Genomic DNA, 13,031 nt, shown 5'->3' on the forward strand with positions numbered 1-13,031 from the left:
GGGCGTGCCCACCGCACACCCGTCCGGTTGGGCCCACGCGGACGGCGCGCTGCGCGGGCCGCACTGGCTGCGTGAGCCGAGCGACCCCGACGCCCTCGTCCCGCTCCTCTGGTCGCGGACCGCGACCAAGGCCGACGGGGTACTGAGCGTCGGCGGCGTCCCGCTGCCCGAGCTGGTGCGCGAGCACGGCTCACCGGCGTACGTCCTCGACGAGGCCGACTTCCGCGGCCGCGCCGCCGCCTTCCGCGACGCCTTCTCCGACTACGAGGTCTACTACGCCGGCAAGGCCTTCCTCTGCACCACCGTCGCCCGGTGGCTCGCGGAGGAGGGGCTCTCGCTCGACGTGTGCTCGGGCGGCGAGCTGGCGGTGGCCGAGCGCGCCGGCTTCCCGATGGAGCGCATCGGCTTCCACGGCAACAACAAGACCGTCGGCGAGCTCGAGCGCGCGGTCGAGCTCGGCGTGGGCCGGGTCATCGTGGACTCCTTCCACGAGATCGAGCGCCTGGCGTCCGTGACGACCGAGCTCGGCCGCACGATCGGCGTCATGGTGCGGGTCACCGCGGGCGTCGAGGCCCACACGCACGAGTACATCGCCACCGCGCACGAGGACCAGAAGTTCGGCTTCTCGATCGCCAGCGGCGACGCGCTGGAGGCCGTACGCCGGGTGCGCGACGCCCCGGGGCTGAGCCTGCTGGGGCTGCACTCACACATCGGCAGCCAGATCTTCGACACCTCCGGCTTCGAGGTGGCGGCCCGCCGCGTGCTCGCGCTGCACGCGCGTGTCGTCGAGGAGGTGGGCGTCGAGATGCCCGAGATGGACCTCGGCGGCGGCTTCGGCATCGCGTACACGACCCAGGACGACCCGTCCGACCCCGCGCAGCTGGCGACGGAGATCTCGAAGATCGTCGAGCACGAGTGCCGCGGCCTCGGGATCGCCGTCCCGCGCCTGTCGATCGAGCCCGGTCGGGCGATCGTCGGTCCGTCGATGTGCACCGTCTACGAGGTCGGGACGGTCAAGGAGGTCGCCCTGGACGGTGGTGCGCGCCGCACCTACGTCTCCGTCGACGGCGGGATGAGCGACAACATCCGCACCGCCCTCTACGACGCCGACTACTCCGCGACGATCGCCTCCCGCCCCTCGGGCGCCCCGCCCGCGCTGTCCCGCGTGGTCGGCAAGCACTGCGAGGCCGGTGACATCGTCGTCAAGGACGAGTTCCTGCCCGGTGACGTGCGTCCCGGCGACCTCGTGGCGGTGCCCGGCACCGGCGCCTACTGCAGATCCATGGCGTCCAACTACAACCACGCCCTGCGTCCTCCGGTGATCGGAGTTCGGGACGGGAAGACTTTCACCGTGCTGCGACGAGAGACTGTGGCCGACCTGTTGGCGACCGATGTGGGTAACTCATGACTGACAAGCGCACCTTGAAGGTGGCGGTGCTCGGCTGCGGCGCGGTCGGGTCCCAGGTGGTGCGGCTACTGAGCGAGCAGCACGACGACCTGGCCGCCCGGGTGGGCGCGCCCGTCGAGCTGGTGGGAGTCGCCGTACGACGTCTCGACGCGCCCCGCGACGTCGACGTGCCCGAGGGCCTGCTGACGACCGACGCGCACGGCCTGGTCTCCCGCGACGATGTCGACCTCGTCGTCGAGGTGATCGGCGGCATCGAGCCGGCGCGCGCGCTCATCCTGTCCGCGCTCGACAACGGCGCCAGCGTGGTCACGGCCAACAAGGCGCTGCTGGCCGAGGACGGCCCGACCCTGTTCGAGGCCGCGGCCAAGGCCGAGCGCGACCTCTACTACGAGGCGGCCGTCGCAGGGGCGATCCCGATCCTGCGTCCGCTGCGCGAGTCGCTCGCCGGCGACCGGGTCACCCGGGTGCTGGGCATCGTCAACGGCACCACCAACTTCATCCTCGACAAGATGGACACCTCCGGCGCCGGCTTCTCCGAGGCGCTCGAGGAGGCCCAGGAGCTCGGCTACGCCGAGGCCGACCCGACGGCCGACGTCGAGGGCTTCGACGCCGCGGCCAAGGCGGCCATCCTCGCCAGCCTCGCTTTCCACTCGCGGGTCACCGCGGCCGACGTCCACCGCGAGGGCATCTCCGAGGTCACCGCGGCCGACGTCGCCAGTGCCCGCGACATGGACTCCGTGGTCAAGCTGCTCGCGATCTGCGAGCTCCGCCCGGGCCCCGACGGCCAGGAGCAGGTCGCCGCCCGCGTCCACCCGGCGATGATCCCGCGCTCCCACCCGCTGGCCAGCGTCCGCGAGGCCTACAACGCGGTCTTCGTCGAGTCCGAGGCCGCCGGCCAGCTGATGTTCTACGGCCCCGGCGCGGGTGGCGCGCCCACGGCGAGCGCCGTGCTGGGCGACCTGGTCACGGTCGCCCGCAACCGCCTCGCCGAGACCCGCGGCGCCGGCGAGTCGGCCTACGCCGACCGCGCCGTCCTGCCGATGGGGGAGACCCGCACCCGCTACCACGTCGCGATCGACGTGGACGACCGCGCCGGCGTCCTCGCGGCGGTGGCCAACGCCTTCGCCGACCACGACGTGTCGATCCAGACCGTCCGCCAGGAGGGCCGCGGTGCCGACGCCCAGCTCGTGGTCGTTTCGCACGCCGCCCCCGACGCCGCGCTCAGCGCGACCGTCGACCAGCTGCGCAACATGGACATCGTCCGCGAGGTCACCTCGGTGATGCGGGTCGAGGGAGGCGACGAATGAGTGCCACGACCGGCCGTGCGGCGACCCACCAGTGGCACGGCGTGATCGAGGAGTACCGCGACCTCCTCGACCTGCCCGAGGGCATGCCCGCCGTGACGCTCCGCGAGGGCGGCACCCCGCTCGTGCACTCCGAGTGGCTCTCCGGGCTCACCGGGGGAGAGGTCTGGCTCAAGGTCGAGGGCGACAACCCGACCGGCTCCTTCAAGGACCGCGGCATGACCGCCGCGATCTCCCACGCCAAGCACCTCGGCGCCGAGGCCGTCGTGTGCGCCTCGACGGGCAACACGTCCGCGTCCATGGCGGCGTACGCCGCGAAGGCCGGCCTCAAGCCCCTCGTGCTCATCCCCGAGGGGAAGATCGCCGCCGGCAAGCTGGCCCAGGCGGTCGTCCACGGGGCCCAGGTCATCATGGTGCGCGGCAACTTCGACGACTGCCTGGCGATGGCCATCGGCCTGTCGAAGGGCTACCCCGTCGAGCTGGTCAACTCGGTCAACCCGGTCCGCCTGCAGGGGCAGAAGACCGCGGCGTTCGAGATCGTCGACTTCCTCGGTGACGCGCCTGACGTCCACCTGCTGCCGGTCGGCAACGCCGGCAACATCGCCGCCTACTGGCTCGGCTACCAGCAGTACGCCGACCTCGGCCGCGCGACGAAGCGGCCGCGGATGCTCGGCTTCCAGGCCGAGGGCGCCGCGCCCCTGGTGACAGGCGAGCCGTTCCCCGACCCGGAGACCAAGGCGACCGCCATCCGGATCGGCAACCCCGCGTCGTGGCACCTGGCCGAGCAGGCGGCCAAGGAGTCCGAGGGCGGTTTTGCAGCCCTCTCGGACGCCCAGATCCTCGCCGCTCAGCTCGAGCTGGCGCGCAACGACGGCGTCTTCGTCGAGCCCGCGTCGGCGGCAGGTGTCGCCGGGCTGCTCGCCGCGCTGGAGTCCGGCCAGGTCTTCACCGGTGCCACGCTGGCGATCACGGTCACCGGCCACGGCCTCAAGGACACCGCCACCGCGCTGGAGTCCTGCGGCGACATCGTCGACACGGTCGTCGACGCCGATGTCGACGAGGCCGCCGCCGCAGCCGGCCTCGGCTGATGACCCAGTTCGTCGACGGCCCCGTGCGGGTCTCCGTCCCGGCGACCTCCGCCAACCTCGGTCCGGGCTTCGACTCCCTCGGACTGGCGCTGTCGCTGCGCGACGAGCTCGAGGCGGAGGTGCTGCCCGACGGCCTCGTGGTCGAGGTCGCCGGCGCCGGCGCCGACGGCGTGCCGCGCGACGAGTCGCACCTCGTCGTGCGGTCGATGCGGGCGGCCTTCGAGCTGATGGGGGAGCAGCCGCCCGGCCTGCGGCTGGGCTGCCGCAACGTCATCCCGCACGCGCGCGGGCTCGGCTCGTCGTCCGCCGCGATCGTGGCGGGCGTGGTCCTGGCGCGGGCCCTGGTGGCCGGCGGTCAGCTGCTCGCCTCCGACGAGACGCTCTTCGACCTCGCCGCCGACCTCGAGGGCCATCCCGACAACGTCGCCCCGGCGTTCTACGGCGGTTTCGTGATCTCCGGCCGCGAGGACGGGCACTGGTACGCCGTCCGCGCCGGGGTCGACCCGCGGGTCACCGCCGTGGTGTTCGTCCCGCCGACCGGGGTGGAGACGACCGTCGCCCGCGGCCTGCTGCCTGACGCCGTGCCGCACGCCGACGCCGCCGCCAACTCCGGGCGCACCGCCCTGCTGGTGGCGGCCCTCAACGGTCAGCCCGAGCACCTCCTCGCCGCGACCCGCGACTGGCTCCACCAGGACCAGCGCGAGCCCGCGATGCCCGAGACGCTGGCGCTCGTACGTCGACTCCGTGCGGACGGCGTGCCCGCAGTCGTCTCCGGTGCCGGACCGACCGTGCTGGCCTTCGGCTCGGCCGACACCTCCAGGCTGCTGGACCGGTGCCCGGACGGCTGGACCCCGCACCAGCTCTCAGTGGACGTCGAGGGCGCCGTCGTCCGCTGACGCCGCACGTGCGCGACGCGCGTTCCCGGCGATGACCAGCGGCGGGCCGGTGCCCTGCTAACCTGACGGCGCGCCGTTCGGCGTACCAGCCCGTCCCCGTCCTCGCGATGTCGCGAGGTCCGCGTGGACGGTCGACCACCATCCGCCTCGCCGGCCGTTCGCCCGGTCCGGGAGGCGACGCGACGTGCGAAGGATCCACGTGACCGAGACCCCCTCTGCTGCTGCGGAGAACGCTGCCACCAAGCCTGCCAAGAAGTCGGGTGGCCTCAGCTCCATGCTCCTCGCCGACCTGAAGTCGATGGCCGCGGGCCTCGGCATCGCCGGAGCCGGCTCGATGAAGAAGGCGCAGCTCGTCGACGCCATCCGGGCGAACCAGTCGGGCGGCGCCCCGGCGCAGCCCGCCCAGACCCAGCCGAGCCAGACCCAGCCGACCCAGGCCCAGCCGGCCCCGGCCGAGCCGGCCACGGCCGACCCGGTGCCGCAGACGACCGTGCGCACCCGGACGCGCAAGCAGCGCCAGGCCGAGCAGCAGGCCGAGCGGGGGGAGGGCAAGCCGGACCAGCAGCCCGACCAGCAGTCCGACCAGAAGCCCGACCAGAAGCCGGAGCCGAAGTCCGACCAGAAGCCGGAGCGGTCCGAGCAGCAGGACCAGAAGAAGTCGGACCAGAAGCCCGACCAGAAGTCCGACCAGAAGCCGGAGCGGTCCGAGCAGCAGGACCAGAAGAAGGCGGACCAGAAGCAGGACCAGAAGCAGGGACAGAAGCAGGCCAAGCAGAACCAGCAGAACCAGCAGGGCAAGCAGGACCGGGACCAGGGCCGTCAGGACCGCGACCGCCAGGACCAGGGCCGTCAGGACCGGCAGGACCGGCAGGACCGTGAGCGCCAGGACCAGAACCGGCAGGACCAGAACCGGCAGGACCAGCACCGCCAGGACCAGCACCTCTCGGACGACGACGAGGACGGCGAGGGCGGCAGCCGCCGCAACCGCCGCCGTCGCGGGCGCGACCGGACGACGACGCGTCAGGGCGGCAGCCGCAACGAGCCCGACACCACGATCCTCGAGGACGACGTGCTGGTGCCGGCCGCCGGCATCCTCGACGTGCTCGACAACTGCGCGTTCGTCCGCACGTCGGGCTACCTGCCCGGCCCGGAGGACGTCTACCTGTCGTTGTCGATGGTGCGGAAGTACCACCTCCGTCGCGGCGACGCGGTGGTCGGCCAGGTGCGCCAGCCGCGTGAGGGGGAGCGCCGGGAGAAGTTCAACCCGATGGTCCGCATCGACAGCGTCAACGGCACCGAGGCCGAGGGCGCCAAGGAGCGGCCGCACTTCGCCGACGCGGTGCCGGTCCACCCGCACCAGCGGCTGCGCCTGTCCACCGACGCCGACCTGATCGGGCGCGTCGTCGACGTCGCCGCCCCGGTCGGCAAGGGCCAGCGCGGCCTGGTCCTCGCACCTCCGCGCACGGGCGCCACCACGCTCCTGCAGTCGATCGCCCAGTCGGTCACGTCGAACAACCCGGAGTGCCACGTCATGGTGGTCCTGGTCGACACCCGCCCCGAGGAGGTCACCGACTACCAGCGCGCCGTCAAGGGCGAGGTCGTCGCCTCGACCTTCGACCGGCAGCCGGCCGACCACACGTTGGTCGCCGAGCTCGCCATCGAGCGGGCCAAGCGGCTGGTCGAGCTCGGCCACGACGTGGTCGTGCTGCTGGACTCGCTCACCCGGCTCGGTCGTGCGTACAACCTGGCCGCCCCGGCCAACGGCCGCGTGCTGGCGGGCCTGGTCGACGCCTCGGCGGTGCACCCGACGAAGGAGTTCTTCGGTGCGGCCCGCACGGTCGAGGACGGCGGCTCGCTGACGATCCTGGCGACCGTGGCGGTCGGCTCCGGCTCGGCCACCGACGAGTTCTTCCTCGAGGAGCTCGCGGGCGCCGCCAACCTCGAGCTGGTGCTCAGCGCGGAGCGCGCGGCCAAGGGCATCGTGCCCGCGGTCGACGTGGCGGCCTCGGGCACCCGGCACGAGGAGAAGCTGCTCGCCCCGGCCGAGGGCGCGGTCGTCGGCGACCTGCGCAAGCAGCTCGCCGCCGCCGACTCCCCGCAGGCCGTGACGAAGGTCGTCGGCACCCGCTGATCCGCGGGTTCCCGAGCGGGAATCCATGGATTGGCGCCGTTGTTCATACCGGTGGCACACTTGTGCGCCGGCTCCGGTTCACGTCACTACGCATCCACGCGGGCGACCCGGAGCAATTCGAGAGGACATCATGAAGAAGGACACCCACCCCGAGTACGTCGAGACCCAAGTGACCTGCACCTGCGGCGCGAAGTTCACGACCCGCAGCACCGCGACCTCCGGTTCGATCCACGCCGACGTCTGCTCCCAGTGCCACCCGTTCTACACCGGCAAGCAGAAGATCCTCGACACCGGCGGCCGCGTCGCCCGCTTCGAGGCCCGCTACGCCAAGAAGGCCCCGGCCCAGGCCGAGACGGCCGACACGAAGTAGTCCACGCCAGGCGCCGGTCGCCCGCTCACCGCGGGTGGCCGGCGCCTTGTCGTCTGTCCAGCCGATCCCGAGGAGCCACCGTTGTTCGAAGCCGTCGACGGCATGCGCGAGGAGCACGCCGACCTCGAGCGACGCCTCGCGCTCCCCGAGACCCACGCCGACCAGCGCCTGGCGAAGCGGCTCAACCAGCGCTACGCCGAGCTGACGGCCGTCGTGACGACCTGGCAGGAGTGGCTCCGGCTGGGGGACGACATCGAGGCGGCGCGCGAGCTCGCCTCCGACGACCCCGCCTTCGCACAGGAGGCCGACGACCTCGCCGTACGCCGGGCCACGGCCGAGGAGCGGCTGCGGCGGCTGCTGGTGCCGCGCGACCCGTCCGACGGCAAGGACGCCCTGCTCGAGATCAAGTCGGGTGAGGGCGGCGAGGAGTCCGCGCTCTTCGCCGGTGACCTGCTCCGGATGTACTCCCGCTACGCCGAGACGCACGGCTGGAGCGTCGAGCTCCTCGACGCCACCGAGTCCGACCTCGGCGGCTACAAGTCGGTCACCGCGGCCGTGAAGGCCCGCGGGACGGTCGAGCCCGGCCAGGCGCCGTACGCCCTGCTCAAGTTCGAGGGAGGCGTGCACCGCGTCCAGCGGGTGCCGGTCACCGAGTCGCAGGGCCGCGTGCACACGTCGGCGGCGGGCGTCCTGGTGTCGCCCGAGGCGGAGCCGATCGACGTGACCATCGACGACAACGACCTGCGCATCGACGTCTACCGCTCCAGCGGTCCCGGTGGCCAGAGCGTCAACACCACCGACTCGGCCGTGCGGATCACCCACGTGCCCACCGGCATCGTCGCCAGCTGCCAGAACGAGAAGAGCCAGCTGCAGAACAAGGAGTCCGCGATGCGGATCCTGCGCTCGCGGCTGCTGCAGGCCGCCCAGGACGCCGCCGACGCGGAGGCGAGCGACGCGCGGCGCTCGCAGGTGCGCACGGTCGACCGCTCCGAGCGCATTCGCACCTACAACTACCCGGAGAACCGGATCTCCGACCACCGCACCGGCTACAAGTCCTACAACCTCGACCAGGTGCTCGACGGCGACCTGCAGCCGGTGCTCGACTCGTGCGTGGAGACCGACATGGCCGCCCGGCTCGCGGCCCTCGAGTCGTGACCACCCCGGCGAGCGGCGCCCGCGACCTGCGCCGCTCCGCCGCGGCGCGGCTGCGCGAGGCCGGCGTGGCCTCACCCGAGCGTGATGCCGAGGCTCCTGCTCGCCCACGTCCTCGACGTCGGGCTCGGCCGGCTGCTGCTGGTCGACGACGTCGACGCCGGCCAGCGCGAGCGGTACGACGCCCTGGTGGCCCGCCGCGCGGCACGCGAGCCGCTCCAGCACCTGGTCGGCACCGCTGCCTTCCGCCACGTCGAGCTCGCCGTCGGCCCCGGCGTCTTCGTGCCACGCCCCGAGACCGAGCTGCTGGCCGGGTGGGCGATCGAGCAGGCGCAGCTCGTCGCGGCGCTGGTCGAGGGGGAGCGGGCGCCCGTGGTCGTCGACCTGTGCACGGGCTCGGGGGCGATCGCCCGGGCGGTCGCCGACGAGGTCCCGGACGCGGACGTCCACGCGGTCGAGCTCGACGAGCAGGCGTTCGCCTGGGCCGAGCGCAACCTCGCCGGCACCGGCGTCGACCTGCGACCCGGCGACATGGCCACCGCCTTCGACGACCTGGCCGGCGCGGTGGACGTCGTCGTGTGCAACCCGCCCTACATCCCGCTCGAGGCGTGGGAGTCGGTCGCCGTCGAGGCGCGCGACCACGACCCCCACCTCGCGCTCTTCTCCGGCGACGACGGGCTCGACGCGATGCGCGTCCTCGAACGTCGTGCCGCCCTGCTGCTGCGACCCGGGGGAGTGGTGGGCGCCGAGCACGCCGACGTCCAGGGCGCGGCCGCTCCGGGTGTCTTCGCGGCGTCGGGCCGCTGGCTCGACGTGGCCGACCACCCCGACCTCGCGGGTCGACCGCGCTACCTGACCGCGCGACTGGCACGATGAGCGACGTGGACAGGCTTGCGACCTCGACCGAGGAGGAGCGGGAGGCGGCGGTGAGCGCCGCGGCCGGCGCCGTACGACGGGGAGACCTGGTGGTCATCCCCACCGACACCGTCTACGGCATCGCCGCCGACGCGTTCTCCCACGACGCCGTACGACGCCTCCTGCAGGCCAAGGGCCGCGGTCGCGAGATGCCGCCGCCGGTGCTCGTCTCGGCCGCGACCACCCTCGACGCGCTCGCGGAGAGCGTGCCGCCGTGGGCGCGCACGCTGGTCGAGGAGTTCTGGCCCGGTCCGCTCACGCTCGTGTGCCGGCAGCAGGGCTCGCTCATGTGGGACCTCGGGGAGACCCGCGGCACCGTCGCGGTGCGGATGCCCGACGACGAGGTGGCGCTGGCCGTCCTCGAGCGCACGGGGCCGCTGGCCGTCAGCTCGGCCAACCTCACGGGCCGACCCGCCGCGACCGACGCCGACCAGGCCGAGGAGATGCTCGGCGACGCCGTCGCGGTCATCGTCGACGCCGGGGCGTCCCCGGGCGGCGAGGCCTCGACCATCATCGACGTCACCGTCCCCGAGGGACGGGTGCTGCGGACGGGCGCGCTGTCCCTCGACCAGCTCAACGCCGCGATCGAGGAGCACGGGGTCGTGCTCGAAGACCGGGGCTAGGCCGGATGCGGGAGTACCTCCTCGTCTTCCTGGTCGCCCTCTCGGTGACCTACCTCCTCACGGTCGTCGCACGGGAGATCGCGCTGCGCACGGGTGCCGTCGCCCCCGTCCGCGACCGCGACGTGCACGCCGAGCCGATCCCCTACCTCGGCGGCCTGGCCATGCTCGGCGGCCTCTACGCCGCCTACCTCGTCGCCCGGCACCTGCCGTTCCTGTCCACGAGCGAGGAGTTCGTCCTCCCCGACGCCGGTGCCGTGCTCCTGGCGGGGGCCCTCGTGTGCGCGGTCGGGGTGATCGACGACATCTTCGACCTCGACGCGCTGACCAAGCTGGGCGGGCAGGTCCTCGCCGCCGGCCTGCTGGTCACCCAGGGGGTGCGCTTCTACTACTTCCCGGCCGCCGACGGCACGCAGTTCTCCCTCGACGACGTGCAGGGCGCGGTGCTGACCCTGGTCGTGGTGATCGGCACGATGAACGCCGTCAACTTCGTCGACGGGCTCGACGGGCTGGCCGCGGGCGTGGTGGGCATCGGTGCGGCGGCGTTCTTCCTCTACTGCTACTTCGCGTCCGCGCAGACCAACCTGACGCTCGCCACGACCGGCGCCCTGCTGAGCGCGGCCCTGGCGGGGGCGTGCGCGGGCTTCCTCCCGCACAACTTCCATCCCGCCCGTCTCTTCATGGGCGACTCCGGCTCGATGCTGATCGGGCTGGTGCTGTCCGCGAGCGCACTGACCCTGACCGGTCAGTTCGTCGGCATGCCGGAGACGACGGGCAACAGCCTCTTCGTGACCGTGCTGCCGGTGCTGCTGCCGATCTCGCTGTTGATGGTGCCGATCGTCGACCTCGTGCTGGCCGTCGTACGACGCACCCGCGCGGGCCGCTCGCCGATGAGCGCCGACAAGCAGCACCTGCACCACCGCCTCCTCGAGATCGGCCACTCCCAGCGCCGTGCGGTGCTGATCATGTGGACGTGGGCCTTCACGATCGCGACCGGGGCCGTCCTGGTCAGCCTGTTCGACGACCCCCTGGTGTGGTGGAGCGTCGGCTCGATGATCGTGCTGAGCGTGGCGCTGACCTTCGTGCTGCCCAAGGTCCACCGCCCGCGCAAGACGGGGCTGGGGGACACCGGGCTCCCCGAGAACGCCGGCCCCGAGGGGCGTGCCGAGGAGCGCACGGACGAGGCCGTCCCGGGCTCCTGAATTGCGGCGCTCCGACGACCTTGTGATAGTTTTCACGAGCAGTCACGCACCGACCGCCGAGACCAGACAGGCCGCCGAAATGACGACCGAGAGCCGCGCGATCACCCGCCGCAGCAGCCTCGTGCCGGGCGTCCGGGTCGTCGTCCGTGCAGCCGCCCTGACGGCGCTCGCCGGCGCTCTCCTCGTGGCCCTCGCCGCCGTCGTGCACGGCGCGGAGGCGGCCGGAGCAGCCGCGGTCGGGGCCGCGCTGGTGGTCCTCGTGGTGTCCTTCGGCACGCTGTCGCTGCACGTCGTCGCGAGCGCGATGCCCACGGCGTCCCTGCTGGTCGCGCTCGTCACCTACGCGACCCAGCTCGCGATCGTGCTGCTGGTCTTCCTCGCGATCACGCGCGGCGACGCCTTCTCCAGCGACCAGGCGCGCGGCTGGTTGGCCGCGGGGATGGTGCTCGCCACGCTGGTGTGGACGGCCGCCCACCTCGTGCTGACCGCTCGCGAGCGGGCCCCCTACTTCGACCTCCCGCCCGGGGGTGAGTCATGACCGCCACGACTGCTAAAGTCCGCAGCGCCATGGCCGAGTCCGGTGCCACGACCTCCCAGCCGCCACGCAGCAGTGTTCCCAGCTACCTGGTGGCCGGGGTGCTGTTCTACGGAGCGGTCGGTTGGCTCCTGGACCAGTGGCTGGGCACCCGCTTCCTGGTGGCGGCGGGAGTCCTGCTGGGCGGCGGACTTGGCACGTACATGATGATCGTGCAGCTCCGGCGGCAGACCGCCGCGGAGCAGGCGCAGGTCAGCACCACGAGCAGCACCACGAGCAACAAGACGAGCAACGAGGAGTCGGAGTGAGCATCAGCCAGCCTGTCGCGGCAGAGGGCGGTTCGGAATTCCACGCCCCCGGCCCCGGGAGCTTCGAGCTGCCCCCGATCTTCGGTGACGTCACCAAGCCGATGCTGCTGCTCGCACTGTCGGCCGTGCTGATCTTCGGCTTCTTCTACGCCGCCACGCGCAACGCCTCGCTCGTGCCGAACCGCGTCCAGTTCGCCGGCGAGATGATCTACGGCTTCGTGCGCAACAACATGGCTCGCGACAACATCGGCAGCGAGCACTACATGAAGTTCGTGCCCTACCTCTTCACGCTGTTCACCTTCATCCTGGTGAACAACTACTACGGCGTGATCCCGTTCCTGCAGTTCCCGAGCTTCTCGCGCATCGGCTTCATCGTGCCGCTCGCGCTGATGAGCTGGCTCCTCTACATCGGCGCCGGCATCTGGAAGCACGGCGCGCTCGGCTACCTCAAGCACGCCACGATGCCCAGCGGCGTCAAGGGCCCGATCCTGCTGCTGCTTGTGCCGCTGGAGTTCTTCTCCAACATCATCATCCGCCCGTTCACGCTCACGCTGCGTCTGTTCGGCAACATGTTCGCCGGCCACCTGCTGCTGATCCTGTTCGCCACCGGCGGTGCCGCCCTCCTCGCGAGCGGCAACATCCTCTACGGCGCTGTCGGCGTGCTGTCCTTCGGGCTCGGCATCGGCGTCAGCTTCCTGGAGATGCTGGTCATGTTCCTCCAGGCCTACGTCTTCACCCTCCTGAGCTCGATGTACATCGGCGAGGCCCTCGCCGACGAGCACTGATCCGCACCACCCCACAAGTTTCGCCAAACAGCGGCGCGAGAGACGCGTCGCCGACGAAAGGAAAAGCCGTGGAAGGCTCCATCAACCTGGTCGGTCTCGGCCTGTCCGCCATCGGTCCCGGTGTCGGTATCGGCCTGATCTTCGCCGCGTTCATCTCCGGTGTCGCGCGCCAGCCCGAGGCCCAGAGCCGTCTGCAGTCGATCGCCATCCTTGGCTTCGTTCTCGCCGAGGCGCTCTTCATCATCACCGTCGCGCTCGCGTTCGTCCTGCCTCTCTGACGACCACCGCACCCAGCTCTAGACCGTAGGAGTTCGACT

The 13,031-nt window shown here is 72.1% G+C and carries 14 protein-coding genes; all 14 read left to right on the top strand.

Annotated features, from left to right (window positions below):
* Window positions 1-4 precede the first annotated feature (4 nt).
* The 14 genes from lysA to atpE all read left to right on the top strand — a co-directional run bounded on the left by lysA (window position 5) and on the right by atpE (window position 12,992).
* Entirely contained in the window at window positions 5-1,408 is a 1,404-nt protein-coding gene (gene lysA, locus ACNKF0_RS07170) for a diaminopimelate decarboxylase (protein ID WP_416956998.1), read from the top strand.
* Window positions 1,405-2,715, top strand: a complete 1,311-nt coding sequence (locus ACNKF0_RS07175; protein WP_416957000.1) for a homoserine dehydrogenase — start codon at window positions 1,405-1,407, stop codon at window positions 2,713-2,715. Before lysA ends, ACNKF0_RS07175 begins: the two co-directional genes overlap by 4 nt.
* Window positions 2,712-3,800: a threonine synthase gene (thrC, locus tag ACNKF0_RS07180; RefSeq protein ID WP_416957002.1), complete on the top strand. Its 1,089-nt coding sequence runs from the start codon at window positions 2,712-2,714 to the stop codon at window positions 3,798-3,800. The genes ACNKF0_RS07175 and thrC overlap by 4 nt, the downstream gene beginning before the upstream one ends.
* Entirely contained in the window at window positions 3,800-4,696 is an 897-nt protein-coding gene (gene thrB / locus ACNKF0_RS07185) for a homoserine kinase (RefSeq protein WP_416957004.1), read from the top strand. Before thrC ends, thrB begins: the two co-directional genes overlap by 1 nt.
* A gap of 199 nt (window positions 4,697-4,895) precedes the next feature.
* Window positions 4,896-6,827, top strand: a complete 1,932-nt coding sequence (gene rho / locus ACNKF0_RS07190; protein ID WP_416957006.1) for a transcription termination factor Rho — start codon at window positions 4,896-4,898, stop codon at window positions 6,825-6,827.
* Window positions 6,828-6,957: 130 nt separating this feature from the next.
* Window positions 6,958-7,197 (top strand): 50S ribosomal protein L31, encoded by a 240-nt coding sequence (rpmE, locus tag ACNKF0_RS07195; protein ID WP_299927800.1) that lies wholly within the window; start codon window positions 6,958-6,960, stop codon window positions 7,195-7,197.
* 81 nt (window positions 7,198-7,278) lie between these two features.
* Window positions 7,279-8,352, top strand: a complete 1,074-nt coding sequence (gene prfA, locus ACNKF0_RS07200) for a peptide chain release factor 1 (RefSeq protein WP_416957008.1) — start codon at window positions 7,279-7,281, stop codon at window positions 8,350-8,352.
* 84 nt (window positions 8,353-8,436) lie between these two features.
* Window positions 8,437-9,225: a peptide chain release factor N(5)-glutamine methyltransferase gene (prmC, locus tag ACNKF0_RS07205; protein ID WP_416957010.1), complete on the top strand. Its 789-nt coding sequence runs from the start codon at window positions 8,437-8,439 to the stop codon at window positions 9,223-9,225.
* On the top strand, window positions 9,222-9,887 hold the full coding sequence (locus ACNKF0_RS07210; RefSeq protein ID WP_299927791.1) for an L-threonylcarbamoyladenylate synthase: 666 nt from the start codon (window positions 9,222-9,224) through the stop codon (window positions 9,885-9,887). Before prmC ends, ACNKF0_RS07210 begins: the two co-directional genes overlap by 4 nt.
* A 5-nt stretch (window positions 9,888-9,892) precedes the next feature.
* Window positions 9,893-11,086, top strand: a complete 1,194-nt coding sequence (locus ACNKF0_RS07215) for an MraY family glycosyltransferase (protein ID WP_416957012.1) — start codon at window positions 9,893-9,895, stop codon at window positions 11,084-11,086.
* A gap of 79 nt (window positions 11,087-11,165) precedes the next feature.
* Window positions 11,166-11,624 (top strand): hypothetical protein, encoded by a 459-nt coding sequence (locus ACNKF0_RS07220; protein ID WP_416957014.1) that lies wholly within the window; start codon window positions 11,166-11,168, stop codon window positions 11,622-11,624.
* Window positions 11,621-11,929 (top strand): AtpZ/AtpI family protein, encoded by a 309-nt coding sequence (locus ACNKF0_RS07225; RefSeq protein WP_299927783.1) that lies wholly within the window; start codon window positions 11,621-11,623, stop codon window positions 11,927-11,929. The genes ACNKF0_RS07220 and ACNKF0_RS07225 overlap by 4 nt, the downstream gene beginning before the upstream one ends.
* A complete protein-coding gene (gene atpB / locus ACNKF0_RS07230; RefSeq protein WP_416957016.1) occupies window positions 11,926-12,714 on the top strand; it encodes a F0F1 ATP synthase subunit A in 789 nt (262 codons plus the stop codon). The genes ACNKF0_RS07225 and atpB overlap by 4 nt, the downstream gene beginning before the upstream one ends.
* Window positions 12,715-12,782: 68 nt before the next feature.
* Complete coding sequence (gene atpE, locus ACNKF0_RS07235) at window positions 12,783-12,992, top strand: ATP synthase F0 subunit C (protein ID WP_030482691.1); 210 nt, start codon at window positions 12,783-12,785, stop codon at window positions 12,990-12,992.
* Window positions 12,993-13,031 lie beyond the last annotated feature (39 nt).

Origin of the sequence: Nocardioides sp. T5 (assembly GCF_048161455.1) — a bacterium.
Classification (GTDB): Bacteria; Actinomycetota; Actinomycetes; order Propionibacteriales; family Nocardioidaceae; genus Nocardioides.

Bases quoted from the DNA above. Each gene is read 5' to 3' on its own strand.
- ACNKF0_RS07175 (WP_416957000.1), top strand. From the start codon at position 1,405: ATGACTGACAAGCGCACCTTGAAGGTGGCGGTGCTCGGCTGCGGCGCG.
- ACNKF0_RS07220 (WP_416957014.1), top strand. From the start codon at position 11,166: ATGACGACCGAGAGCCGCGCGATCACCCGCCGCAGCAGCCTCGTGCCG.
- ACNKF0_RS07210 (WP_299927791.1), top strand. From the start codon at position 9,222: ATGAGCGACGTGGACAGGCTTGCGACCTCGACCGAGGAGGAGCGGGAG.
- rpmE (WP_299927800.1), top strand. From the start codon at position 6,958: ATGAAGAAGGACACCCACCCCGAGTACGTCGAGACCCAAGTGACCTGC.
- ACNKF0_RS07225 (WP_299927783.1), top strand. From the start codon at position 11,621: ATGACCGCCACGACTGCTAAAGTCCGCAGCGCCATGGCCGAGTCCGGT.
- thrC (WP_416957002.1), top strand. From the start codon at position 2,712: ATGAGTGCCACGACCGGCCGTGCGGCGACCCACCAGTGGCACGGCGTG.
- prmC (WP_416957010.1), top strand. From the start codon at position 8,437: ATGCCGAGGCTCCTGCTCGCCCACGTCCTCGACGTCGGGCTCGGCCGG.
- thrB (WP_416957004.1), top strand. From the start codon at position 3,800: ATGACCCAGTTCGTCGACGGCCCCGTGCGGGTCTCCGTCCCGGCGACC.
- ACNKF0_RS07215 (WP_416957012.1), top strand. From the start codon at position 9,893: ATGCGGGAGTACCTCCTCGTCTTCCTGGTCGCCCTCTCGGTGACCTAC.